The sequence below is a fragment of the Pseudoclavibacter chungangensis genome, from assembly GCF_013410545.1.
GTDB lineage: Bacteria > Actinomycetota > Actinomycetes > Actinomycetales > Microbacteriaceae > Pseudoclavibacter > Pseudoclavibacter chungangensis.
This window is the reverse complement of record NZ_JACCFV010000001.1, coordinates 357,907-382,316: the sequence shown is the minus strand read 5'-3', so window position 1 is coordinate 382,316 and position 24,410 is coordinate 357,907. Positions and strand designations below refer to the sequence as shown.

General features: G+C 71.9%; 20 protein-coding genes and 1 pseudogene. 5 read left to right on the top strand and 16 right to left on the bottom strand.

Going from position 1 to position 24,410, the window contains the following annotated elements; translation table 11 throughout:
• Positions 1–6 precede the first annotated feature (6 nt).
• The 3 genes and pseudogenes from HNR16_RS01665 to HNR16_RS01655 form a co-directional block, all read right to left on the bottom strand.
• A complete protein-coding gene (locus tag HNR16_RS01665; protein WP_158039290.1) occupies positions 7–954 on the bottom strand; it encodes an SURF1 family cytochrome oxidase biogenesis protein in 948 nt (315 codons plus the stop codon).
• Between the two features lie 518 nt (positions 955–1,472).
• Positions 1,473–3,188 (bottom strand): annotated as a pseudogene (locus tag HNR16_RS01660) (glycerol-3-phosphate dehydrogenase/oxidase); the annotation flags it as partial.
• A gap of 30 nt (positions 3,189–3,218) precedes the next feature.
• On the bottom strand, positions 3,219–4,346 hold the full coding sequence (locus HNR16_RS01655) for a GuaB3 family IMP dehydrogenase-related protein (RefSeq protein WP_158039288.1): 1,128 nt from the start codon (positions 4,344–4,346) through the stop codon (positions 3,219–3,221).
• Between the two features lie 83 nt (positions 4,347–4,429).
• Between HNR16_RS01655 and HNR16_RS01650 the strand changes: the two genes are divergently transcribed.
• Positions 4,430–5,383: a GlxA family transcriptional regulator gene (locus tag HNR16_RS01650; protein WP_158039287.1), complete on the top strand. Its 954-nt coding sequence runs from the start codon at positions 4,430–4,432 to the stop codon at positions 5,381–5,383.
• Positions 5,384–5,500: 117 nt separating this feature from the next.
• Positions 5,501–6,499, top strand: coding sequence for a type I glyceraldehyde-3-phosphate dehydrogenase (gene gap / locus HNR16_RS01645; RefSeq protein ID WP_158039285.1), 999 nt, complete (start codon positions 5,501–5,503; stop codon positions 6,497–6,499).
• Positions 6,500–6,586: 87 nt separating this feature from the next.
• Here the strand turns inward: gap and HNR16_RS01640 are convergent, their stop codons facing one another.
• From HNR16_RS01640 to groES, 4 genes are all read right to left on the bottom strand, one after another.
• On the bottom strand, positions 6,587–7,330 hold the full coding sequence (locus HNR16_RS01640; protein WP_158039283.1) for an alpha/beta fold hydrolase: 744 nt from the start codon (positions 7,328–7,330) through the stop codon (positions 6,587–6,589).
• A gap of 145 nt (positions 7,331–7,475) precedes the next feature.
• A complete protein-coding gene (gene guaB / locus HNR16_RS01635) occupies positions 7,476–8,978 on the bottom strand; it encodes an IMP dehydrogenase (RefSeq protein ID WP_158039282.1) in 1,503 nt (500 codons plus the stop codon).
• A gap of 230 nt (positions 8,979–9,208) precedes the next feature.
• A complete protein-coding gene (rarD, locus tag HNR16_RS01630) occupies positions 9,209–10,126 on the bottom strand; it encodes an EamA family transporter RarD (protein WP_158039280.1) in 918 nt (305 codons plus the stop codon).
• Between the two features lie 92 nt (positions 10,127–10,218).
• A complete protein-coding gene (gene groES / locus HNR16_RS01625; RefSeq protein WP_158039279.1) occupies positions 10,219–10,512 on the bottom strand; it encodes a co-chaperone GroES in 294 nt (97 codons plus the stop codon).
• Between the two features lie 196 nt (positions 10,513–10,708).
• Between groES and HNR16_RS01620 the strand changes: the two genes are divergently transcribed.
• Positions 10,709–11,908 carry a class I SAM-dependent methyltransferase gene (locus tag HNR16_RS01620; protein WP_158039277.1) on the top strand — a complete coding sequence of 400 codons (1,200 nt, stop codon included), beginning with the start codon at positions 10,709–10,711 and terminating at the stop codon, positions 11,906–11,908.
• 96 nt (positions 11,909–12,004) lie between these two features.
• Here HNR16_RS01620 and HNR16_RS01615 read toward each other — a convergent pair whose 3' ends face one another.
• From HNR16_RS01615 to glmS, 9 genes are all read right to left on the bottom strand, one after another.
• Complete coding sequence (locus tag HNR16_RS01615; protein WP_158039276.1) at positions 12,005–13,606, bottom strand: hypothetical protein; 1,602 nt, start codon at positions 13,604–13,606, stop codon at positions 12,005–12,007.
• A gap of 234 nt (positions 13,607–13,840) precedes the next feature.
• Entirely contained in the window at positions 13,841–14,260 is a 420-nt protein-coding gene (locus HNR16_RS01610) for a hypothetical protein (RefSeq protein ID WP_158039275.1), read from the bottom strand.
• A 101-nt stretch (positions 14,261–14,361) separates the two neighbouring features.
• Positions 14,362–14,925, bottom strand: a complete 564-nt coding sequence (locus HNR16_RS01605; RefSeq protein ID WP_158039273.1) for a hypothetical protein — start codon at positions 14,923–14,925, stop codon at positions 14,362–14,364.
• 160 nt (positions 14,926–15,085) lie between these two features.
• Positions 15,086–16,675, bottom strand: coding sequence for a tRNA (adenosine(37)-N6)-threonylcarbamoyltransferase complex transferase subunit TsaD (gene tsaD, locus HNR16_RS01600; protein ID WP_158039272.1), 1,590 nt, complete (start codon positions 16,673–16,675; stop codon positions 15,086–15,088).
• Positions 16,672–17,295, bottom strand: a complete 624-nt coding sequence (tsaB, locus tag HNR16_RS01595; protein WP_158039271.1) for a tRNA (adenosine(37)-N6)-threonylcarbamoyltransferase complex dimerization subunit type 1 TsaB — start codon at positions 17,293–17,295, stop codon at positions 16,672–16,674. The genes tsaD and tsaB overlap by 4 nt, the downstream gene beginning before the upstream one ends.
• Positions 17,296–17,331: 36 nt before the next feature.
• The gene (gene tsaE, locus HNR16_RS01590; RefSeq protein ID WP_158039270.1) at positions 17,332–17,907 is read right to left on the bottom strand and encodes a tRNA (adenosine(37)-N6)-threonylcarbamoyltransferase complex ATPase subunit type 1 TsaE; all 576 of its coding nucleotides are present in this window, start codon (positions 17,905–17,907) and stop codon (positions 17,332–17,334) included.
• Positions 17,904–19,802, bottom strand: a complete 1,899-nt coding sequence (locus tag HNR16_RS01585; RefSeq protein WP_225737738.1) for an alanine racemase — start codon at positions 19,800–19,802, stop codon at positions 17,904–17,906. The genes tsaE and HNR16_RS01585 overlap by 4 nt, the downstream gene beginning before the upstream one ends.
• A gap of 19 nt (positions 19,803–19,821) precedes the next feature.
• Positions 19,822–20,181 carry a holo-ACP synthase gene (locus tag HNR16_RS01580; RefSeq protein WP_158039269.1) on the bottom strand — a complete coding sequence of 120 codons (360 nt, stop codon included), beginning with the start codon at positions 20,179–20,181 and terminating at the stop codon, positions 19,822–19,824.
• A gap of 17 nt (positions 20,182–20,198) precedes the next feature.
• On the bottom strand, positions 20,199–22,049 hold the full coding sequence (gene glmS, locus HNR16_RS01575; protein ID WP_158039268.1) for a glutamine--fructose-6-phosphate transaminase (isomerizing): 1,851 nt from the start codon (positions 22,047–22,049) through the stop codon (positions 20,199–20,201).
• A gap of 101 nt (positions 22,050–22,150) precedes the next feature.
• Between glmS and coaA the strand changes: the two genes are divergently transcribed.
• Complete coding sequence (gene coaA / locus HNR16_RS01570; protein WP_158039266.1) at positions 22,151–23,101, top strand: type I pantothenate kinase; 951 nt, start codon at positions 22,151–22,153, stop codon at positions 23,099–23,101.
• Between the two features lie 339 nt (positions 23,102–23,440).
• Positions 23,441–24,367, top strand: a complete 927-nt coding sequence (locus HNR16_RS01565; RefSeq protein WP_158039265.1) for an NYN domain-containing protein — start codon at positions 23,441–23,443, stop codon at positions 24,365–24,367.
• The last annotated feature ends 43 nt before the right edge of the window (positions 24,368–24,410 follow it).

Sequence of the window (24,410 nt, the reverse complement as noted above, 5' to 3'; positions counted from 1 at the left end):
TCCATCCTACGAGCCGTCCGCGGGCGGCTGTGCCGGGCCCGCCTGCTCCGCGTCCTGCTCGCGACGCCGGGCCGCGAGGGCACGGAGCTTCTCGCGGCGGATCTCGAGCGCGAGCGCATCCTCCGCCGTGCCCGCCGCGGCGAGTTCTCGCCCGTACTCGTCGCGCGCGAGCCGCCACCAGATGAAGATCGCGAAGATCGCGAAGACGGCCCACTCGATCGCGTAGAACACGTTGAGCAGGTTGAACTGCGGGTTCGCCTGGCTCGAGCCGAACTGCACGGGCTCGATCGCCGACGTCGCATCGCTCGCGAGCCCCGTCGCCTTCTCGAGGATCACGTACGAGCCGTACGCGGGTGTGCGGTGCTCGGCCCACCGGTTCACGAGCTGCGCGGGCGCCATCGTGACGACCGCGTCGTCCGCCGACTCGCCCCTGGGCCGTTCCGGCGCCTGCCCGTACTCGAGCCTGCCCGCGAACGACTGCACCTCGCCCTCCTCGAGCGATGGCGTCTCGGCGGCGAGCCGCTCGACGACGGCACGACCGGTCGCCTCGTCGGGCGCCCATCCGACGACGACTGCGAGCCCCGGCGCGGCGGCGCTCGCGTCGCCGATCACGTACTCGCGCGTCCCGTCGTCGGTCACGAGCACGTGGCCGACGACCCACACGCCGAGCGCCTCGCCCTGCAAGCGGTTGTGCACGACGTCGAAGTCGCGCGGATCGACGACCCCCTCGAACGTCACCGCGCGGCCGATCGAGGCGTCGTACAGCCCCTCCTGTGGCGTCGCGAGTTCACCGAGCCCGAGCGCGGGCTGACTCGCCGCGGGCACGTCCTCGCCCTGCACCGAACGGATCGCGGAGTCGAGCTGCCACTTTCCGAGCCACGCGAACAGCGAGGCCACGACGAGCGCGAGCACGAGCGCCCCGATCCACTTGGGGCGAGCGAGGACGCGCAGCATCAGGCGTCGTTCGGCGCGGAGCCGTCCTTCCCGTCACGAGGCGCCTGCGGCTTCGGCGAACGCGAACCCGTGGAGCGCGACGTGGTCGAACGCGACGTCGTCTGCCGCTTCGCGGCGGGCTTGCGCGCGGGTGTCGGCTTCGCGTCGGGCGCCTTCGCGTCCTCCTGCTCGACCGCCTTCGCGTCCGCGGTGGCCTCCGCCTGTTCGGCTGCGGGCGTGCCGAGCGGCGCCGCCTCGCCGGCCTCGACCTTCGTCGTCGCGGCCTCACCGGCGGCCGTGTACGCACGCTCGGTGCGCTCGACGGTCGCCTCGTTCTCGATGTCGAGCCCGGCGATCTGCTCGGCGCGCTCCGCGCGAGCAACGGCGGTGGGTACCGCGGCCGCCTCGGCCTCGGCGGCCGACGGCGGGGCGTCGTCCGCATCGTCGAGGTCGTCCGAGGGATCGATCGGCTCGGGGTCGACCTGCTTCGGCGCCGTGCCGACGGGCGCGCCGTCGACCGCACCGTGCAGCACCGTCTGGATGTCGGGCGCCTGCAGGCGCACCTCGTCGGCCGACAGGTCGTCCGGCTGCTCCTGACTCGCGACCTCCGCCGCGACCCGGTCGAGGTACGTGTCGACCTCCTTCTTCGTGCGCTCCTCGTCCCAGCCGAGCACCTCGGCCATGAGCGACGCAGCGACGGGCGCGGCCTGGACGCCGCGGTCCCACGACTCGATCGAGATGCGGGTGCGGCGGGCGAGCACGTCGTCGAGGTGCAGTGCACCCTCGTGCGAGGCCGCGTAGACGAACTCGGCGAGGATGTAGTCGTCGGCGCCCGGAACCGGTTCGGCCAGTTCGGGCCGCTCGCGGATGAGGTCGAGGATCTGATCGGTCATCGTGCCGTAGCGGTTCAGCAGGTGCTCGATGCGCACGCGGTGCAGGCCGAACGCGCGCGCGATCTTCGCGCGGCGGTTCCATGCGGCCCGGTAGCCCGTCGCACCGACGAGCGGGATGTCGCTCGTCGCCGACTCCGGCACACGCCCGTCGAGCGCGTCGGCGGCGGCGTCGATCGCGTCCTTCGCCATCACCCGGTACGTCGTGAACTTGCCGCCCGCGATGAGCACGAGGCCCGGCACGGAGTGCGACACGTGGTGCTCACGGCTGAGCTTCGAGGTCTCCTCGCTCTCGCCCGCGAGCAGCGGCCGGAGTCCCGCGTAGACCCCCTCGACGTCGTCGCGCGTGAGCTTGACGGCGAGCACCTTGTTGACGTGCTCGAGGATGTAGTCGATGTCGGCCTTCGTCGCCGCCGGGTGCGCCTTGTCGAGTTCCCAATCGGTGTCCGTCGTGCCGACGATCCAGTGCCGTCCCCACGGGATGACGAACAGGACGCTCTTCTCGGTGCGCAGCAGGAGGCCCGATTGCGACTGGAAGCGGTCGCGCGGCACGAGCAGGTGCACGCCCTTCGAGGCGCGCACGCGGAACGAGGCCCGCTCGCCGACCATCTTGTTCGTGTCGTCGGTCCACACGCCCGTCGCGTTCACGACCTGCTTCGCGCGGATCTCGAACTGCTCACCCGTCTCGAGGTCGATCGCCTGCACGCCAACGACGCGCTGACCGACCTTGAGGAAGCCCTCGACGCGCACACGGGACGCGACGTGCGCCCCGTAGAACGACGCCGTTCGCGCGAGCGACGACACGTAGCGCGCGTCGTCCATCTGCGCGTCGTAGTACGTGATGCCGCCGACGTACTTCGAGCTCGCGAGGCCCGGTGCGAGCTTGCCGACACCGTGCTTCGAGTAGTGCCGGTGCCACGGCACGCCCGTCGGCAGCTTGCCGGTGCGGGCGAACAGGTCGTACATCATCATGCCCGCGCCGATGTAGAAGCGGTCGATGAAGCGCTTCTCGAGCGGGTACATGAAGCGCACGGGCTTCACGAGGTGCGGCGCGATGCGCTGCAGCAAGAGGCCGCGCTCGATGAGCGCCTCGCGCACGAGCCCGAAGTCGAACTGTTCCAGGTAGCGGATGCCGCCGTGGATGAGCTTCGACGAGCGCGACGAGGTGCCCGACGCGAAGTCACGTGCCTCGACGAGGCCGACGCTGAGGCCGCGCGTCACGGCGTCGAGCGCCGAGCCGGCGCCGACGATGCCGCCGCCGATCACGAGCACATCGAGGTTTTTCGTCTTGAGCGATTCGATGGCTGCCTCACGCTCGGCGGGTCCGAGTCGATCGGGGCGCTGCACGGTGTTCGACTTCGACATGGGCGGTTTCGCCTCCTGCTTCCGGTGCTTCTAGTGGTTCGTCGTGGTGGCGGGGTTGACGATCATCTCGGCGCGCTGGAACTCCTTGAGGTCGGAGTACCCGGTCGTCGCCATCGAGTGCCGCAGGGCCCCGACGAGGTTCGAGGTGCCGTCCGCTTCGTCGGACGGCCCGAAGAGGATGCGCTCCATCGAGGCGACCTGCCCGACGTGCACGCGATTGCCGCGCGGCAGCCGGCCGTGCCGTGATTCCGCACCCCAGTGCCAGCCGCGGCCGGGCGCGTCGGTCGCGCGCGCGAGTGCCGCGCCGATCATGACCGCGTCGGCGCCCGAGGCGACCGCCTTGACGATGTCGCCCGAGGTCCCCACGCCGCCGTCGGCGATGACCTGCACGTAGCGGCCGCCGGATTCGTCGAGGTAGTCGCGGCGCGCGCCGGCGACGTCCGCGACGGCCGTCGCCATGGGGGCGTGGATGCCGAGCACGCGGCGCGTCGCCGAGGCCGCACCGCCGCCGAAGCCGACGAGGACGCCCGCGGCGCCCGTGCGCATGAGGTGGAGGGCGGCCGTGTACGTCGCGGCGCCGCCCACGATGACGGGCACGTCGAGCTCGTAGATGAACCGCTTGAGGTTGAGGGGCTCCTGCGTCTTCGACACGTGCTCGGCCGAGACGGTCGAGCCCCGGATCACGAACAGGTCGGTGCCCGCGGCGAGCACAGCGGCCGAGAACTGCTGCGTGCGCTGCGGCGACAGGGCGCCCGCGACCGGCACACCGGCCTCGCGGATCTGCTGCAGCCGCGCCTTGATGAGCTCACCGCGGATCGGTTCCCGGTAGATCTCCTGCAGGCGCGCGGTCGCCTGCTTCGCCGGCAGGTCCGCGATCTCCGCGAGCAGCGGGGCCGGGTCGTCGTAGCGCGTCCACAGACCCTCGAGGTCGAGCACGCCGAGACCGCCGAAGCGACCGAACTCGATCGCGGTCTCGGGCGACATGACCGAGTCCATCGGCGCGGCGAGGAAGGGGATCTCGAACGTGAACGCGTCGATCTTCCAGGAGACGGACACGTCCTCCGGGTCGCGCGTTCGACGTGACGGAACGACCGCCACGTCGTCGAAGGAGAACACCCGGCGGGCGCGCTTGGCGCGGCCGATCTCGATTTCAGTCACGCCCCCAGCCTAGTCGCGCCGCCCTCCGGGCGGGCCGAGTCGGCCTGCACCCGCGCGCGTGCGCACGCGCGTAGCCTGGTGCGATGCCGGACCGTCTCATTCGCGCCGCCGTCCTCGTGCTCGAGGGCGCGAAACCCCTCGACGTCGGCATCCCCGCGCAGGTGTTCTCGACGCGCGCGAGCATGCCGTACGAGGTCCGGGTGTGCGGCGCCGCACCGGGGCTCGTGACGGGTGGCGACGGGCTCTCGTACCACGTCGCGCACGGCCTCGAGGCGCTCGAGTGGGCCGAGCTCGTGTTCGTGCCCGGCTACCGGTACCCGGATCGTGACGATCCGCCCGAGGAGGTCGTCGACGCACTCCTCGCGGCGCACGCGCGCGGTGCACGGCTCGCCGCGATCTCGACCGGCGCGTTCGCGCTCGCCGCGACGGGCCTGCTCGACGGCCTCCGCGCGACGACGCACTGGCACTACACGCGTCAGCTCGCGACGCGATACCCCGCGATCCACGTCGACGAGAACGTGCTGTTCGTCGACGAGGGACACGTCCTCACCTCCGCCGGTGCGGCCTCGGGGATCGATCTGTGCCTGCACATCCTGCGTCGGGACCTCGGGGTCGCCGCATCGAACCACGCGGCCCGTCGGCTCGTCGCGGCGCCGTACCGCAGCGGCGGACAGGCGCAGTTCGTGCCCCGCTCCGTCCCGGAACCGCTCGGCGAGCGCTTCGCCGCGACGCGCGAGTGGGCGCTCGCCCGCCTCGCCGAGCCGCTCACGCTCGAGGAGCTCGCGCGGCACGCGGCCGTCTCGCCGCGCACCTTCTCGCGCCGCTTCGTCGAGGACACGGGCTACACCCCGATGCACTGGGTCATGCGTGCCCGCATCGATCTCGCACGCGAACTGCTCGAGCGCTCCGAGCTCAGCATCGATCGCATCGCGGCCGACACGGGACTCGGCACGGGCGCGAACCTGCGACAGCACTTCCAGCGCATCCTCGGCACGACACCGAGTGACTATCGATCGACGTTCACGAACGGCGAGTGACCACTGTGCGAACACTCATCGGGCCTGGCGTGATTGTTGCGAACACTGTCGATATCGCCTGTTTTCACGCGCGCGTGAACGCGTGAGTCTTGAGTGCAGATCGAAAGGACCAACGTAGTGACTCGTATCGCCATCAACGGATTCGGCCGGATCGGCCGCAACGTGCTTCGCGTGCTCATCCAGCGCGGGAGCGACCTCGAGGTCGTCGCCGTCAACGACCTCACCGACCCGACCGAGCTCGCCCACCTGCTCGCCTTCGACTCGACCGCGGGCCGCCTCGGCGTCCCCGTCCACGCCGAGGGCGACGAGCTCGTCGTGGGTGACCGCCGCATCAAGGTGCTCGCCGAGCGCGAGCCCGCGAAGCTCCCCTGGGGTGAGCTGGGCGTCGACGTCGTCCTCGAGTCGACCGGCCGCTTCACCGACGCGGAGAAGGCCCGCGCCCACCTCGAGGCCGGCGCGAAGCGCGTCCTCGTGAGCGCGCCGTCGAAGGGTGCCGACGCGACCATCGCGTTCGGTGTCAACTCGGACGTCTACGACCCCGAGACCGACTTCATCGTCTCGAACGCGTCGTGCACGACGAACGCGCTCGCGCCGCTCGCGAAGGTGCTCGACGACCTTGCCGGCATCGAGTTCGGCTTCATGTCGACGATCCACGCGTACACGGCCGACCAGAACCTCGTCGACGGCCCACACAAGGACCCGCGTCGTGCCCGTGCCGCCGCGATCAACATCATCCCGACGTCGACGGGCGCGGCGAAGGCCATCGGCCTCGTCCTCCCGAAGCTCGACGGCAAGCTCCAGGGCTCCTCGCTCCGCGTGCCGGTGCCCGTGGGCTCGATCGTCGAGCTCACGACGACCGTCTCGCGCGACGTCACGGTCGAGGAGATCCTCGAGGCGTACCGCACCGCGGCCGCCGGTCCGCTCCAGGGCATCCTCGAGTACTCGGACGACCCGCTCGTTTCGACGGACATCGTGGGCGACCCCGCCTCGTCGGTCTTCGACTCGCAGCTCACGGTGGTCGAGGGACGCAACGTCAAGGTCGTCGCCTGGTACGACAACGAGTGGGGCTTCTCGAACCGCATGGTCGACACGCTCGGTCTCCTGACCGCGAACTGACCTCGGTCACACCCGCCGTACGAAAAAGCCGGGTTGTTGCTACCGGGCCCCGGGCCCGGTAGCAACAACCCGGCTTTTTCGGTGCGGTCAGGGCTCGTCGGGTTCCGCGATCGCGTCCACGATCGCCTGGCCGAGCGCCTCCGGCCGCGAGAACTGCGGCCAGTGGCCGGTCGGAAGGTCGACGATGTCGAGTGCGCGCAGGCGCGCGAGCTCGGACGCGAACGGTACCTCGGCGTCGATCCACTGGGCGAGCTGTGCCGCCGTCATCGTCGATGCGATGATCGTCGTCGGCACGTCGAGCCGGCGACGATCGTGCAGTCGCACGGGGTCACGCGTCACGCCCACGGGCTCGGGGACCGCCCCGGCCCGGAAGCGTTCGAGGGTCGCCTCGTCGAGGCCGGCCAGCTCCGACTCGTCGAAGAACGACCACTCGGGCAGCGGCACCTCGCCGTCGACGACGGGGAGGCGGTCGTTCACGCACTCGCCGTCCGGGAGCGGCCCGGCGTCGACGTACACGACGCGGGCCACGCGAGCGGGTCGCGCGTCCGCGGCGAGCTGCACGAGCGCGCCACCGCCCGAGTGCCCGACGAGCACGACGGGCGCGGCACGAGCGTTGCCGGAATCGGCGCCACCGGCCGCGAGCTCGTCGAGCCGGGCGACGAGCGCAGCCGCCTGGTCGGCGAGGCCGATGCTCGCCCGATCGGTGTTGCGGGACACGAGGCCGAGCGGTGTCACCGCCTCGACGGTGTGGCCCGCCCGCTCGAGGACGGGCACGACCTCCCGCCAGGAGTCGCCCTGTAACCAGAACCCGGGAACGAGCAGCACGTGCATGCCCGAACGCTACCCGAGCGGCCCGAAAAAGCCGGGTTGTTGCTACCGGGCCCGGGGCCCGGTAGCAACAACCCGGCTTTTTTCGTCGCCCTCGGCGCCGGGACTGTGAAAGCGAGAGAGGCGGTGAAGGCGAGAGAGTCGGTGGCTACGACCGGTAGTTCGGGGCCTCCGCCACCATCTGCACGTCGTGCGGGTGCGACTCCTTGAGCCCGGCCGACGTGATCCGCACGAACTTGCCGTTCGCCTTCAGCTCGGGCACCGTGCGTGCGCCGACGTAGAACATCGACTGGCGCAGGCCACCGGTCAGCTGGAACACCGACTGCTTGACCGTGCCGCGGTACGAGACGCGTCCCTCGATGCCCTCGGCGATGAGCTCGTCGTCGTTCGGCACGTCGGCCTGGAAGTAGCGGTCCTTCGAGTACGACGTGCGCTTGCCGCGCGTCTGCAGCGCGCCGAGCGAGCCCATGCCCCGGTACGACTTGTACTGCTTGCCGTTCACGAAGATGAGATCGCCGGGCGACTCGTCGGTGCCCGCGAGCAGCGAGCCGAGCATGACCGACGACGCACCCGCGACGAGCGCCTTCGCGATCTCGCCCGAGTACTGGAGGCCGCCGTCGGCGATGACCGGCACGCCCGCGGGCGTCGCCGCCTGCGACGCGAGGTACACGGCCGTGATCTGCGGCACGCCCACCCCCGCGACGATGCGCGTCGTGCAGATCGAGCCGGGGCCGACGCCGACCTTGACCGCGTCGACCCCCGCGTCGACGAGCGCCTGCGCGCCCTCGCGGGTCGCGATGTTGCCACCGATCACGTCGACACCGCGCGTCGCCGGGTCGTTCTTGAGTCGGCGGATCATGTCGAGCACGCCGGCCGACTGGCCGTTCGCCGTGTCGACGACGAGCACGTCGACGCCCGCGTCGATGAGCGACGTAGCGCGCTGCCAGCCGTCGCCGAAGAATCCGATCGCGGCACCGACCCGCAGGCGCCCCTCGCCGTCCTTCGTCGCGAGCGGGTACTTGTCGCTCTTCTCGAAGTCCTTGACCGTGATGAGGCCCTTGAGCCGACCCGCCTCGTCGACGAGCGGCAGCTTCTCGATGCGGTGCTTGCCGAGCAGCCGGAACGCGTCGTCACCGGAGATGCCGACGGGGGCCGTGATGAGCCCCTCGCGCGTCATGACGTCGCTGACCTTCGTCGTCGCCATGTCGCGGTCGTCGACGAAGCGCATGTCACGGTTCGAGATGACCCCGACGAGCGTGCCATCACGTTCGACGACGGGCAGGCCCGAGATGCGGTACTCGGCGCACACGCGCTCCACGTCCGCGACCGTCGCGTCGGGCCCCGTCGTCACGGGATTCGTGACCATACCCGACTCGCTGCGCTTGACGCGGTCGACCATCTCGACCTGGTGATCGATCGAGAGGTTGCGGTGCAGGATCCCGAGGCCGCCCTGGCGGGCCATGGCGATCGCCATGCGCGACTCGGTCACGGTGTCCATCGCGGCCGAGATGAGGGGGACGTGGAGGTCGATGTTGCGGGTCAGCCTGGTGGAGGTGTCGACTTCGGAGGGGATGACGTCGGTGTGCCCGGGCAGGAGCAGCACGTCGTCGTAGGTCAACCCGGTGAGGGAGAACGGGTCGTGTTCGGTCATGGCAACCACCATTCGTTCGCGTCGGGAGCGGCCTCGCGTGCCTGCGAACGACAACGTCCCGTGTCACCGCGGCATTCCGCGCGCGCGGGCCGCTGCGACCGGTCACCATCGAGCAGGCGTACGAGCGCGAACCGACCGGGTCGGACCGTGAGGTCCGGGCGGTCCACGATGGGACGAGCGTACTCGTCGGCGCGAGCGCCCGCCAACCCGGGCACCGCGCCGCGCCGCGGTCACAGCGGCGGGTCGCTCGGTGCGGCGCGTCGGCGTCGGTTCTCGAGGGCGAGGTCGACCGTGAACAGGACGAGCGCGGCCCACACGATCGCGAAGCCGACCCAACGCTCGGCGGGCATCGCCTCGTGGAACACCCGCACGCCGATGACGAACTGGAGGCTCGGCGCGAGGTACTGCATGAGGGCGATCTCGACGAGCGTCAGCCGCTTCGCCGCCGCCGCGAACAGCAGGAGCGGGAGCGCCGTGACGATGCCCGACGCGACGAGGAGTCCCGTGTGCAGCGGTCCGTTCGCGCCGAACGTGATGCCGGTCGTGAGGGCCGCGACCACGAGGCACCCGATGCCGATCGGGACGATGAGGCTCGTCTCGACCAGCAGCCCCGGAACGACGCCGACGCGCGGCCCGACCCGCTTCTTCACGAGGCCGTACAGACCGAACGAGAGCGCGAGCCCGATGGCGATGAGCGGCAGCTGCCCGTAGCCGACCGCGAGGACGACGAGCGCGACGACCGCGAGGCCCACCGCGGCCCATTGCAGGGGGCGGAGCCGTTCGCGCTCGACGACGAGCGCGAGGACGATCGACACGAGCGGGTTGAGGAAGTAGCCGAGGGCGCCCTCGACCGTGTGGCCCGTCGTGACCGCGGTCACGTAGAGCAGCCAGTTGACGGCGACGAGGAGGCCCGCGATGCCGAGTGTGACGACGATGCGACGGTCTCGGACGAGTTCGCGCAGTTCGGCGACGCCGCCGCGCAGGCAGACGAGCAGGAGCACCCCGAAGACGACGCTGAACAGGATGCGCCAGCCGATGAGTTCCACCGCGCTCGTGGGCGCCGTGAGTGCGATGTAGAGCGGCAGGAATCCCCAGAGCCCGTAGGCGCCGATCGCGAGGAGGAATCCGGAGCGGGGGGACGGCGTCACCCCGGCAGCCTACGCCCGGCGCGGGCGACCGCTCGAACGGCGACGGCGGCCAGGCACATGCCTGGCCGCCGTCGAACGCGGGTGCGGGATCGTCAGCCGATCTTCGCGAGCACGTCGCGAGCCGAGAGCACGAGGTACTCGCCGCCGCCGTACTTGACCTCGGTGCCGCCGTACTTCGAGTAGATCACCTTGTCGCCGACCTGCACGTCGAGCGGGACGCGGTTGCCGTTGTCGTCGATGCGGCCGGGTCCGACCGCGACGACCTCGCCCTCCTGGGGCTTCTCCTTGGCGGTGTCGGGGATGACGAGTCCCGACGCCGTCGTCTGCTCGGCCTCGAGCTGCTGGATGACGATGCGATCTTCGAGCGGCTGGATGTTCACCGACACGTTTGACCTCTTTCTGAAGTACGAAGTTCGAGAGTTAGCACCCGCACGTGGAGAGTGCTAACACGAGTGTATGACGAGGCGCCCGCTGCGGGCAACGTGGACGCACCGCGTCGCGTCCGCCGAGAGCGGACGCGACGCGGCACACGCCCCGGCCGGACACCGCTCGCGTGCGGCCGGCCGCCGGTAGCGTGGTGGCGTGGACCGTCAAGATCTCATCGCCCTGCTCACCCCCGAGGGGATGGCGCTCCTGCGCTCCCCCGACACCGTCGACGACGAGCGCGATGTCGTGCGCCTCGTGTCCCGCCTCCGCGCCGCTGGGCACGATGCCCGTCTCGTCTCCGCCGTGCTCACCCAGGTGCGCCTGCGGCGACGGGCCGAGGAGAAGTTCGGGCCGTTCGCGGAGCGCATGCTGTTCACGGAGGACGGCCTGCAGCAGGCCACCCGCCTCCAGGTCGCCGCGCACCACGCGAACCGGTTCCGCACCGCGGGCGTCCGCACGCTCGCGGACCTCGGCTGCGGCATCGGTGCCGACTCGCTCGCGTTCGCGTCGCTCGGGTTCGAGCTCGTCGCGGTCGATGCCGACGAGGTGACGGCGGCGGTCGCGACCCACAACCTCGCGATGTTCGAGGACGTCGAGGTGCGCCACGGACGAGCCGAGGATCAGGACCTCGAGCCGTTCGACGGCCTCTGGTTCGATCCGGCGAGGCGCGAGTCGGCCGAGGGCCGCACACGACGGTTGCACCGCCCGGACGACTGGTCGCCGCCCGTCGACTGGATTCTCGGGCTCGCCGACGAGCACGTCCTCGGCGTGAAGCTCGCCCCCGGCATCGACCACGAGCTGCTCCCGCCGGCCGATCGGGCCGAGACGCAGTGGGTGTCGGTCGACGGGCAGCTCGTCGAGGCGACGGTGTGGGCGGGTGGGGCGCAGCGCGCCGGCGTGGGCCGCTCCGCACTCGTGCTCGGGCGCGCCGGGTCGAACGAGCTCGTCGGGACGGGGGCCGCCGAGGACGTGCCCGTGGCGGCGCTCGGCGCGTTCCTGCACGAGCCGGATGCCGCGGTGATCCGCTCGCGGCTCATCGGCGACCTCGCCCGGCGCATCGACGCGCACATGATCGCACCCGACATCGCCTGGATGACGACGGACGACGAGGTCCGCTCACCGTTCGCGCAGTCGTTCCGGGTGCTCGAGGTGCTGCCGCTGCACGTGCCGAACATCAAACGCGAGCTCCGTGCGCGAGGGATCGGCCGGCTCGAGATCAAGAAGCGCGGGGTCGACGTGGACCCCGCCGAGTTCCGGACCCGGCTCGACCTCCGCGGCGACGGCGACGCGACGCTCGTGCTCACGCGCGTCGGCGACGAGCGCAAGGCGATCCTGACGGAACGCATCGGCGGCTGAACGCCCGTCCGCCCCACGCCACGTGCGTCGGCGGAACGCGAACGGCGCACCACCCCGGGTGGTGCGCCGTTCGTGCGCGCGTCGCGTCCGCTCGCGTCAGCCGACGGCGAGGATGACGATGACGGTCACGATCGCGACGAGTGCAGCGACCGCTCCCGCGCCGATCCCGATGAAGCCCAGGGTCTTCGACAGGCCCGGCTTGCGGACGGCGGGAATCGCGATGCCCACCGCTGCGAGCGAGATGAGCAGGATGAGGATGATGCCCCACATGGGGAACGGGAAGAGCAGCAGGATGAGTCCGAGCGCGCCGAGTGCGGCCGCGACGATCCCCAGCGTGGGCGAGGCCTGCGTCGCCGGTGCCGCTCCGAATGCGCCGCCGTAGCCGGGCTGCCCGTATGCGGCCTGCCCCGGCTGCTGGCCGTACGCGGGCTGGCCGGGCTGCTGGCCGTACGCGGCCTGCCCCTGCTGCTGCCCGTATGCGGGCTGGCCGGGCTGCTGACCCTGCTGGCCGTATGCGGGTTGCGTTGCCTGCTGGCCGTACGCGGTTTGCGCGGCCTGCTGGCCGTACCCCGACTGGCCGTACGCCGACTGGCCGGTCTGCTGGCCGTAGGCGTCCGCCTGCTGCCCCGCGCCCTGCTGGCCGTACCCGGATCGTCCGGCGTCCTGGCCGTATGCGGACTGTGCGTCCGACTTCTGCTCGCCATAGCCGGACGACTGCCCGTAGGGGTCGGCCGTGGGCTGCGCGGTGCCGGCGTCGGCCTGGCCGTAGGCGGTCGCCGACGACTGACCGAACGCCGACTGTTCCGATCCGGGCGCGCTCTGGCCGAAGCCGCCGTAGCCGCTGGGCGACGAGGAATTCGAGGCCTCGCCGGTCGAGGGGGATGCCGAGGGAGCCTGTCCGTATGCGGACTGCCCCGACGACGCGGAATGGCCGTACGCCGACTGGCCGTACGTCGACCCGGCGTCCGTCGCGGCAGCGGGCTGCCCGGTGGGATCCTGACCGTAGCCGGGCTGTGCACCGGTTCCCTGCTGTCCGTAGGCGGACCGAGCTGCGGCGGCGTCCGCCCCACCGGCCGATTGTCCGTACGAGGGCTGCCCGTACGCGGACTGGCCGACAGCCGACTGCTCCGACCCGCTCGCTCCGTCCTGCCCCGCAGGCTGGCCGTACGCCAACTGCCCGTACGCCGGCTGACCGGACCCGCTCGAACCGTCCTGCCCCGCAGGCTGGCCGTACGCCGACTGCCCGTACGCCGGCTGGCCGTACGCGGACTGGCCGGACCCGTTCGAACCGTCCTGACCCGCCGACTGGCCATAGGCAGACTGGCCGTAGGCCGACTGCCCGTACGCCGACTGCCCGGACCCGCTCGAACCATCCTGACCCGTGGACCGGCCATAGGCCGACTGACCCGTGGCGCTCGATCCGTCCTGACCCGCCGACTGCCCGAACGCCGACTGCCCGTACGAGGGCTGCCCCGACGCCTGTCCGTAGCCCGGCTGCGCAGCGGACTGCCCGGACGTCCCCTGGTCGGCGCTCGACTGTCCGTAGGCGCCCTGCCCCGGGGTCGGCTGTCCGTACGGCTGTCCATACGGCTGTGCGTAGCCGGCCTGCTCCTGACCATCGTGTCCTGACTGGCCCGGCTGCGCGGGGCCGGACGGTCCATTGCCGCCCGGGAAGGCGTTGTTGGACTGATCGGTCATTGAGGGTTCCTTTCCCTGGGGTCTGCCGCCACCGTGACGGACACGGCTCGTGCGTCGCGCCCACCGTTCCCCGAGCGACTCGGCGTCGGGCGGACGCCATTGCAGGCTAGCGGTCCCCCGTGGGAGCCCGCATCAGTATGTTGTCGCATTGCGGGTGCGTGCCGACCCGGGGGGCCACGACCGTCCGGTCGCCGCGCGTTTCGGGGCGTGCTCGCCGGCCCGTGCCGGGACGCGTCAGCCCGCGTAACGCAGGACGATGATCCCGATGGTCGCGACGATCGCGGCGAGAACGCCGCCCGCGAGTCCCGTCCACGCGAAGAGCGGACGGGAGCGCTTCACGACCGCGAGGATCGCGAGCACGACCGAGATGATGCCGAGCACCAGGCCGCCGACGACGACCGCGGGGATCCACGCCAGGATGAAACTCACGAGCCCGAGCAGCATCGAGACGACGCCGAGCGTCGGCGAGGCCTCGGGCAGCGGCGGGTCCTGCACCGGCGCGCCGTAGGGCGGCTGTCCGTACGGCCCCTGCACGGCACCCTGTTGCCCGTACCCCTGTTGGGGGTAGCCGGGCTGCCCGTACCCGTAGCCCTGTTGGCCGTACTGGGGCGCGCCGAACGGATCGGGCTGGTCGAACCCACCCTGATACGACATGCGTCACGTCCCTTCGCCGGGCGCCGCGGAGTCGTGGCGCTCGATGCTCGATCGTACCGGGCCGGGCTCGGCGCCGCTCGTCCGGCGGGGCCGGCGGTCGATCAGCCGAGGAGGCCGCTCGTCATCGCCCAGGTCACGGCGCCAACGAGCGCCGCGACGACCACGACGACCGTGATGAGGAGCCCGGTCCGTCGGGGTCTCGGTTCCGGCGTCGCCGTCCCGCCGCGCACGGTGGCGGTCGAGTCCCCGGCGTCCACACCCCGGTCCGAGTCGCGCTCGTCGGCCACGTCGTCCTCATCGCCCTCGTCGTGCGCGTCGTGCTCGTCCGCGATCTCGCCCGTCGCTGCACCATCGGCCGTGCCCTCGTCACCGGCCGACCCGTCATCCGTCACATCGGCGACGTCCGGCACGCCCGCGGCGCCCGTCGCTTCAGGGGCGGTGTCCGTCACGTCCGCCTCGTCCCCCGCCTCGCCGCCGACCGCGTCACGACCGTCCGCGCCCGCGTCCCGCGCCCCGCCGATGCCCGGGGTGTGCGCGAGGTAGCCGGCATTGCTCGGATCCGCCACGGGGTCACGATTGATGCTCGGGAGTTCCACCCGAGGGAGCGGCCGCGAATCCGGATCGTCCCCCGCCGGTGGGCGCCGCCCGTCACCCGATTCGCTCATGTGCGCTCCTCCCCGCCCCGAACGACGCCGGGGCTGCACGTCGGGACGAGTCTGCACCACGGCCCGCTCCCCGTCGTCACGGCGCGCCACGATCGACGGTGTCGGTCGTGACGGACACGACGCGGCCGACGCGGCCGACGCGGCCGACGCGGCCGACGGCTCAGAGTCGCGCGCGCTCACCCGCCTCGGCGTGGCCGGATTCGGTCACCCCGACCGCCTGCGGGCGCGTCATGGGCAGCGTCGAGTCGGCCCCGAAGTCGAACGGCGACGGCTCGCGACCGTGTTCGACGAGCAGGACGCCGAGCTGGGCGATCATCGCGCCGTTGTCGGTGCAGAGGCGGAGCGGCGGGACGCGCAGCTCGATACCCGCTGCGGCGGCACGTTCCGCCGCGAGCTCCCGGACGCGCGCGTTCGCGGCGACCCCGCCACCGAGCACAAGAATGCCGACGCCCCGTTCGGTGCAGGCGTCCACCGCCTTGCGTGTCAGCACGTCGGCGACGGCCTCGCGGAAGCTCGCGGCGACATCGGCGACCGGGACCTCAACCCCGGCGTCCTCGAGCGCTTCGACGTGCCTCGCGACCGCGGTCTTGAGCCCGGAGAAGGAGAAGTCGTAACGGTGACGCGCCTGATCCTTCGGTGCCGTGAGGCCGCGCGGGAACCGGATCGCGTCGCGATCGCCGTCGGCCGCGGCCCGGTCGATCTCCGGCCCACCCGGATACGGCAGCCCGAGGATGCGCGCGACCTTGTCGAACGCCTCCCCCGCGGCGTCGTCGATCGTCTCGCCGAGCATCTCGACGTCGTCGACGAGATCGCGAACGTGGATGAGCGACGTGTGGCCGCCCGACACGAGCAGCGCGACGGCCTCCTCGCCGTCGCCCTCACGACCGATGAGATCGGCCGCGACGTGCCCGACCAGGTGGTTCACGCCGTACAGCGGGAGGCCCGTCGCGGCCGCGAGGCCTTTCGCGGCGCCGACGCCGACCATGAGGGCGCCTGCGAGGCCGGGGCCGGAGGTCACGGCGATCGCGTCGAGCTCGTCGAGCGTCAGGCCCGCCTCGTCGAGCGCGGCACGCAGGGTGGGCACGATCGCCTCGACGTGGGCACGTGCGGCGACCTCGGGGACGACGCCGCCGAAGATCACGTGCTCGTCCATCGACGACGCGACGGCGTTCGCGAGGAGCGTGCGGCCCCGCACGATCCCGACGCCCGTCTCGTCGCACGAGGTCTCGATACCGAGCACGACGGGGGCGCGCCGCCCACTGTGTTCGGGCGCCACGTGCCGGGAGACGCCGTCGACGTCCGCCCGCATGACGATCGCGGCGAGGCCCTCGCGGGGGTAGTAGTTGGGGCGCCGGCCGATCTCCTCGAAGCCGAGCGAACGGTAGAGGGCCTGTGCGGCGTCCGCGTTCTCGCGGACCTCGAGGAACAGGGCATTCGCGCCGCGCGAGCCGGCCCACGTGGCGAGTTCGACGAGCAGACGCCGACCGAGGCCGCGTCGGCGGACCGACTCGTCGATCGCGATCGTCTGGACGTCGGCTTCACCGACGCCGCGCGGCGACATGACACCCGCCGCCCCGAGGAGCGCCCCCTCGTCGTCGACCACGACGAGGTATCGCGTGTGCTCGCTCTCGAGCTCGGCGAGGAACATGTCGCGCGACCACGGCTGCGCGGGGAACGCGCGCTCGTCGAGTGCGACGATCGCGTCGAGGTCGTCGGGACCGGCGGGACGGACGTGGAGGGCGTCGCTCACGAGGTCACCCGCTTCCTGCCCGCGGCGGGCTTCGCGTCGGGCGCGCGCAGGTAGACGAGCTCGTCCGGGTCGGCGTCCTGCCCGAGCTGGACGCGGTCGAGCCACGCGAGCGCGAGGTGTGTGGCGGAAACGCGCTCGGCGTCGACGCGATGCGCGACGCCGTCGAACCTCGTCGCGACCTCGTCCGGAGCGACGAGCACGGTCGGCTCGTCCGGGACGAGGCGCCCGAACGGGTAGACGGTGCACGCGAGCTCGCGGCGACGTGCGTCGGTCGTGACGAGCAGGTCACCCGTCGCGTCGAGGTGCCGCTGACGCCACTCGTGCGCGATCGCGTCGTGGCTACGCAGTGGCACGCAGCGCACGCCGAGCCCGAACGCGAACGCACGCGCGGCGGCGACACCGACGCGGAGGCCCGTGAACGGGCCGGGGCCCATCCCCGCGACGACCTCGGTGACGTGCCGGGTGCCGAGGCCCGCCGCATCGAGCGCGTCGCGGATCGCGTCGCCGATCGCCTCGGCGTGATGCCTGCGATCGTCGCCCCGCGACGTCCCGAGCACCCGGCCGCCGGGCGAGACGACCGCCACGTCGGTTCCGGCGGACGTGTCGATCGCGAGCAGCATGCCCACGATCCTACGCGCCGGCTCGTCCCGGAGCGCTCAGTCCCGGGCGTCGACGTCGCCCGCGCCCGCGACGGCGGCGCGGAGCTCGGCGAGCGTGTCCGGTGACCGCCAACGGTCACCGATCGCGGTCACGCGCACGCCCCGGGGGACGTCGTGGTCGTCGTCCTCCGGATCGGCCCCGTCGGCCGGGCGGGGCGTGTCCCCGTCGTCCGCACGCGGCCGCTCCAGTTCGATGTCGAGCCACGAGTCGGTGAGGACGTCGACGACGTCGCGGCCCCACTCGATGACGGTCACCGACACGTCGAGATCGAGATCGAGGTCGTCGAGTTCGAGCGCGTCCGCGAGCCGGTACGCGTCGACGTGCACGAGTGCGGGACCGTCACCGAGCGGCGGATGCGTGCGCGCGAGCACGAACGTCGGGCTCGACACGCCGCCGCGCACGTCGAGCGCCGCCCCGAGTCCGCGCGTGAGGGTCGTCTTCCCCGCACCGAGCGGCCCCGTGAGCACGACGACGTCACCGCGCCGCAGGAGGCCCGCGAGCGACGCGCCGAGTCGCTCGGTCGCGGCGGCCGTCGGGAGCCGCGCCTCGACGACGAACGCCCCGTCGGTCACGGGCGCACCGATCGGTCGCCGCGCCGGATGCGGGGGCCGAGCGAGGCGGTGAGCGCCTCGGGCCGGACGCCCGACCACTCGGCCCAGTCCCGCAGCGACGGCGCTCCGGGATCGTCGCCGAAGATCACGACCGGCGCTCCGGGCGCGGGCTCGCTGTCGCCGAGGTCGACGACGACCTGGTCCATCGCGACACGACCGACGATCGGACGGCGGACCCCGTCGACGAGCATCCACGCGCGTCCACCGACGCGGCGGACGAGTCCGTCCGCGTAGCCGACGGGCACGAGGCCCAGCACGGTGGGTGCGGCCGCGACCCACGTGTAGCCGTACGACACCCCCTGCCCCGCCTCGACGTGCTTGACGAGCACGAGCTCGGAGCGGAGCGAGACGACCGGTGACCGCCCCGACGCGTCGTCGAACCCGTACGCGTCGCGGGTGGCATCAGGAGCGGACGGGTCGAGCTGCGGCCGGATCCCCGTCTCGCGTTCGACGCGATCGACGTCGGCGCTCGTCCGGACGACGGGCACCGCTCCGGCCGCGTGCAGCGCGGGAAGGATCCTCGCGACGCCGAGACCGTACGCATCGGCGGAGACGTCGACGGGTGAACCGTCGAGCGCACGCTCGAAGGCCGTCACGTCGACCTCGAGCGATCGGGCGGGCGCGGTGCGCGGTGCGGTGCCTCGTCCCCCCGCGAGTGTGCGCGGCGCGGGGGCCTGCGCGTGCCGCGCCGCGGTGTCCGCTCGGCGCGCCGCGTAGCTGCGCGGCAGGTCGGCGTGCAGGCGCGCGACGATCTCGTAGTTGATCGTCGACGCGGCGGCGGCCCACGCGTCCGCGCCGGGCTCGCCCCGGCCGGGATCGCCGATGACGACGAGGTCCCGGACGACAGCGTCGTCCGCTCGACCCTCGTCGCCCGCCGCGCCCACGCGGTCCGCGAGGACCTCGATGCTCGGCGGCGGCACGATCGGCTCGACGATCGTGCGGACCGTCTCGACGCGCACGACCCGCCAACGGCCGCCGTCGGCGTCCGCCAGCTCGAGGTCCCCCTCACCGACCGGCGGCAGCCCGTGTGCGGCGCCGACCTCGACGGCCCACCCGCGCGTTCCGTCGTCGGACGCGACCCGGACGACCGGTGCGAGCAATCGCAGCGCGGGCCGCAGCTCGACACCCGCCGGATCTCCCCCACCGAACGGTGACAGGCCGTACATCGCGACGCCGAGCCGCACGAGGTCGAAGCGGGCCTCGGGAATGCGCAGCCCACCGGCCGTCGCGCTCAGATGACGGACCGCCGGATCGAGCCCCGTCGCCAGCGCCGCGGCGTGGGCACGCTCGAACACCGCGACCTGTGCCCGGTCGTCGTCCGGCGACGCCCCCGAGAGGTGACTCAGCAGGCCGCGGACGCGGATCAGGCCGTCGCGCTCGAGTTCGGCCGCGCGAGCGAAGTACGCGCCCCAATCGGCTTCGACGGCACCGCCCCGACCGAGCCCCGTGTCGACCTTGAGGTGCACGAGCGCGACGGGCGCGGGTCCCCCGTCGAGTGCGCGGTGCGCCCGCCATGCGAGTGCGTCGTGCGCGAGCGCGTCGAGCTGCACGAGCGACGAGACGCCGAGCTCGATCTCCGCGTCGAACGCTTCCTGCCACGTCGTGTCCGCACCGAGCATCCACGCGAGGACGGGCGCCTCGATGCCCGCCTCGCGCAGCGCGAGTGCCTCCGCGAGGTCGACCACGCCGAGCATGTCGGCCCCCGCCTCGAGCGCGGCACGTGCCACCTCGACCGCCCCGTGACCGTAGGCGTTCGCCTTGACGACCGCGAGCACCGGCCCGCCCATCGCCTCGCGCAACGTGCGCACGTTGTGGCGGAAGGCGTCGAGATCGACCTCGATGCGCGGGTACGACACGGTTCTCCTCGGGCTCGGTTCAGTTCGTGCCACCCTCGGCGACGACGAATGCCGTCGCGAGGTTGGCGTCGTGGGTGATGGACAGGTGCAGCCGCGCGACACCGAGGGACGCGAGGACCGCCCGCGCATGCGCGTCGAGCTCGAACGTCGGCGGACCGAGGTGCTCGCGCGCGACCGCGAGGTCCCGCAACTGCAGCCCGTGCAAGCCACCGAGCGCCTTGACCGCCGCCTCGCGTGCGGCGAACCGCGCCGCGAGCGATGCCCGGGGCAGTGCTCGTTCGGCATCGGTGAACAGCCGGTCGAGGAGCCGCGGCGCACGTTCCACGGAACGTGCGAACCGCGTCAGATCGACCGTGTCGATCCCGATGCCGACGATCAAGCGCCCTTCGCCACCGGCTACTCGACCGTGACGGACTTCGCGAGGTTGCGCGGCTGGTCGACGTCGAGCCCCTTCGCGGTCGCGAGCTCGATCGCGAACACCTGCAGCGGCACGACCGCGAGCAGCGGCTCGAAGAAGCGATCGGTCGGCTCGACCGCGAACACCTCGTCGGCGTACGGCAGCACGGCCGCGTCACCCGTCTCGCAGATCGCGAGCACGCGGGCCCCGCGCGCACGGATCTCCTGAATGTTCGAGACGATCTTCGGGTGCAGCGTCTCGTCGTGGCGCGGGCTCGGCACGATCACGAACACGGGCTGGCCCGGCTCGATGAGGGCGATCGGTCCGTGCTTGAGCTCACCCGCCGCGAAGCCCTCCGCGTGGATGTACGCGATCTCCTTGAGCTTGAGCGCGCCCTCGAGCGCGATGGGGAAGCCCACGTTGCGCCCGAGATAGAGCACCGAGCGCGTGTCGGCCATCCACGTCGCGAGCTCGTGCATGCGGGGGCGGATGTCGAGGACCTTGCGGACCTTGTCGGGCACGGTCTGGAACTCGAGCAGGAGGCGGGCCTCCTCGGCGGGCGCGAGCGTGCCGCGCACCTGGCCCGCGTAGAGGCCGAACAGGTAGAGGGCCGTGATCTGCGCGAGGAACGCCTTGGTCGACGCGACCGCGACCTCGGGGCCCGCGTGCGTGTAGACGACCGCGTCGGACTCGCGCGGGATCGTCGCCCCCTGCGTGTTGCAGATCGAGATCGTCTTCGCCCCGTTCTCACGGGCGTAGCGGACCGCCATGAGCGTGTCCATCGTCTCGCCCGACTGGCTCATCGAGATGACGAGCGTGCGCTCGTTCAGGACGGGATTGCGGTAACGGAACTCGTGCGCGAGCTCGACGACGGACGGGATGCGCGCCCACTCCTCGATCGCGTAGACGCCGACCTGCGCCGAGTAGGCGGCGGTGCCGCACGCGACGATGATGATGCGGTCGATGCCGCGGAAGTAGTCGTCGCCGAGCGCGTCGAGGTCGGGCAGGACGACGTGGTCCCCGTCGATGCGGCCGCGGAGCGTGTTCGCGACGGCCTCCGGGTCCTCGTCGATCTCCTTCGCCATGAACGACGGCCAGCCGCCCTTCTCGGCGGCCGACGCGTCCCACGACACCTCGAACGACTCGCCCTCGGCGGGCTCGCCCGCGAAGGTCGTGATGTCGACGGCGTCGGGACGCACGACGACGATCTGCGCCTGGCCGACGGCGATCGCGTGGCGCGTGTGCTCGACGAACGCCGCGACGTCCGAACCGAGGAAGTTCTCGCCCTCACCGAGGCCGATCACGAGGGGCGAGTTGAGGCGCGCGCCGACCACCACGCCCGGCTCGTTCGCGTGCACCGCGAGCAGCGTGAACGCACCGTCGAGACGGTTGACGACCTCGCGGAACGCGGCCTCGAGGTTGCCGACGCGGTCGTACGCGCGGCCGATGAGCTGCGCCGCGACCTCGGTGTCGGTCTCGGAGAGGAACTCGACGCCCTCGGCCTCGAGCTCCGCCTTGAGCGGCGCGAAGTTCTCGATGATGCCGTTGTGGATGACCGCGAGGCGGCCGCCGTCGGCGAGGTGCGGGTGCGCGTTCGCGTCCGTCGGGCCGCCGTGCGTCGCCCAACGGGTGTGACCGATGCCGGTCGTCCCGTCGGCCATGGGGTGTCGCTCGAGATCGTCCGTCAGGACGGCGAGCTTGCCGGCACGCTTGCGCGCGTGCAGTTCACCCTCGGCGTCGATCACCGCGATGCCGGCCGAGTCGTACCCCCGGTACTCGAGCCGACGGAGCCCGCCGATGAGGATGTCCTGGCACGGACGCTGACCCACGTATCCAACGATTCCACACATGGGTCCGAGTGTACGTGCAGGTGGGCGCTTCGACCCACCGGGCGGGTCGCAGGGTGCGTGCCGAAGGGGCGCGCGGCTCACGCGGGCTAGACTCGATCCCCATGTCCGTCTCCGGTCCCGGCACCTCCACGAGCGGCGCGACCCCCTTCGTGGAGATCGGTCGATCCGATTGGGCCGCCCTCGCGCCGACGACGCCGATGACGCTCGACGAGAGCGACGTCGTCCGGTTGCGCGGCCTCGGTGACCCGCTCGACCTCGACGAGGTGCGGCAGGTGTACGTTCCGCTCAGTCGACTGCTCAACCTCTACGCGTCGAACGCCCGCTCGCTGCACCGCGCGACGAGTGGCTTTCTCGGCGAACGCGCCGCGACGACGCCGTTCGTGATCGGGGTCGCGGGGTCCGTCGCGGTCGGCAAGTCCACCGTGTCGCGCCTCCTGCGCGAGCTGCTGCGCCGCTGGGAGGACACGCCGCGCGTCGAGCTCGTCACGACCGACGGGTTCCTGCTGCCGAACCGCGAACTCGAGCGGCGCGGTCTCATGCAGCGCAAGGGCTTCCCCGAGTCGTACGACCAGCGTGCGCTCCTGCGCTTCATCACGAACGTGAAATCCGGCATGCCCGAGGTGCGCGCGCCGTTCTATTCGCACCTCAGCTACGACATCGTTCCCGATGCGGAGATCGTCGTGAACGCGCCGGACATCCTCATCGTCGAGGGCCTCAACGTCCTCCAGCCGCCGCGCGGCCGTTCGCTCGCCGTGAGCGACATGTTCGACTTCTCGATCTTCGTCGATGCCCGGACGAGCGACATCGAGCGCTGGTACGAGGAGCGCTTCCTTCGACTGCAGAAGGGTGCGTTCACGAATCCGCGCAGCTATTTCCGGCGATACGCGGACATGTCGGAGGCGGAGGCGCGAACGCGGGCACGCGAGATCTGGAACACGATCAACGGCCCGAACCTGCTCGAGAACGTCCGCCCGACGCGAAGTCGCGCGCGGCTCGTCTTGAAGAAGGACCACGACCACTCGGTCGGCGAGGTGCTGCTGCGCAAGATCTGACCCGCCGTGCCGAGGACGGCGCGAGCGGTGCGGCGAACGGCGCGAACGGCGCGAGCAGGACGGCAACCCGCAGCCACCCAACGACTCTCGGGACGCGAACCCACGGAGCAGGTTCATCAGCGCCCGTACCGCCCCCGAAGAAGCCGGGTTGTTGCTACCGGGTCCGCGGCCCGGTAGCAACAACCCGGCTTTTTCGAGAGACCGGAGGTGCGCGGGTGCGGGCCCGGGCGCGGGTGCGGGCCCGGGCGCGTGTGCGGGCGCGGGCGCGTGTGCGGAGTGGCCCGCCGGGCGTGACGCGTCGGCACGGCACAATGGAGGTTCCCCGACCGGAGGCGAAACATGTCCGACAGCTCCGACGCCCGCGTGGGCGTCTATCTCGACTTCGACAACATCGTCATCTCGCGCTACGACCAGGTCAACGGTCGCGGCTCGTACATGCGCGACCGCCCGCGGAACCCACGGGAGGACCCGTCGGGCGAGTTCCGGAAGCGCCTCGAGGCCGCGACGATCGACGTCGGCGCCGTCATCGACTTCGCGTCCTCCTACGGCACGCTCGTCTTCAGTCGCGCCTACGCCGACTGGTCGGTGCCCGTCAACGGCGACTACCGCGCGCAACTCGTGTCGCGGGCCGTGGACCTCGTGCAGTTGTTCCCCGCAGCGGCCTACGGCAAGAACGGCGCCGACATCCGGCTCGCGGTCGATGCGATCGAGGACATGTTCCGCCTCCCCGACCTGACCCACCTCGTGCTCGTCGCGGGCGACTCCGACTACATCGCGCTCGCGCAGCGCGCGAAGCGGCTCGGTCGCTACGTCGTCGCGATCGGCGTCGCGGGGTCGACCTCGCGCATGCTCGCGGCCGCGTGCGACGAGCTCGTCACGTACGACGACCTGCCCGGCATCGTCACCCCGCGGGGCAGCACGACGCGCACCGGGACGGCAAAGCCCACGCACGACGAGGCACGGACCGAACCCGCTCCGGACGCCCCGGAGGACGAGGCGACGCCCGCCGAGCGCGGCGTCGATCCGCAGGACGAGGCGACCTCGCTCCTCGATCGCGCGCTGCGCATCCGGCACGAGAAGGAGGACGCCGATTGGCTCCACTCCTCCGCCGTGAAGCAGCAGATGAAGCGCATGGACCCGTCGTTCAGCGAACGCTCGCTCGGGTTCCGCTCGTTCTCCGACTTCCTGAAGTCACGCCCCGACATCGTCGAACTCGACGACTCGACGACGGCGCAGCTCGTCCGACATCTCGCCGACGCCCGGTGAACGACGCGGCGCCCGGTGCGAGTGCACCGGGCGCCGCGTCGTC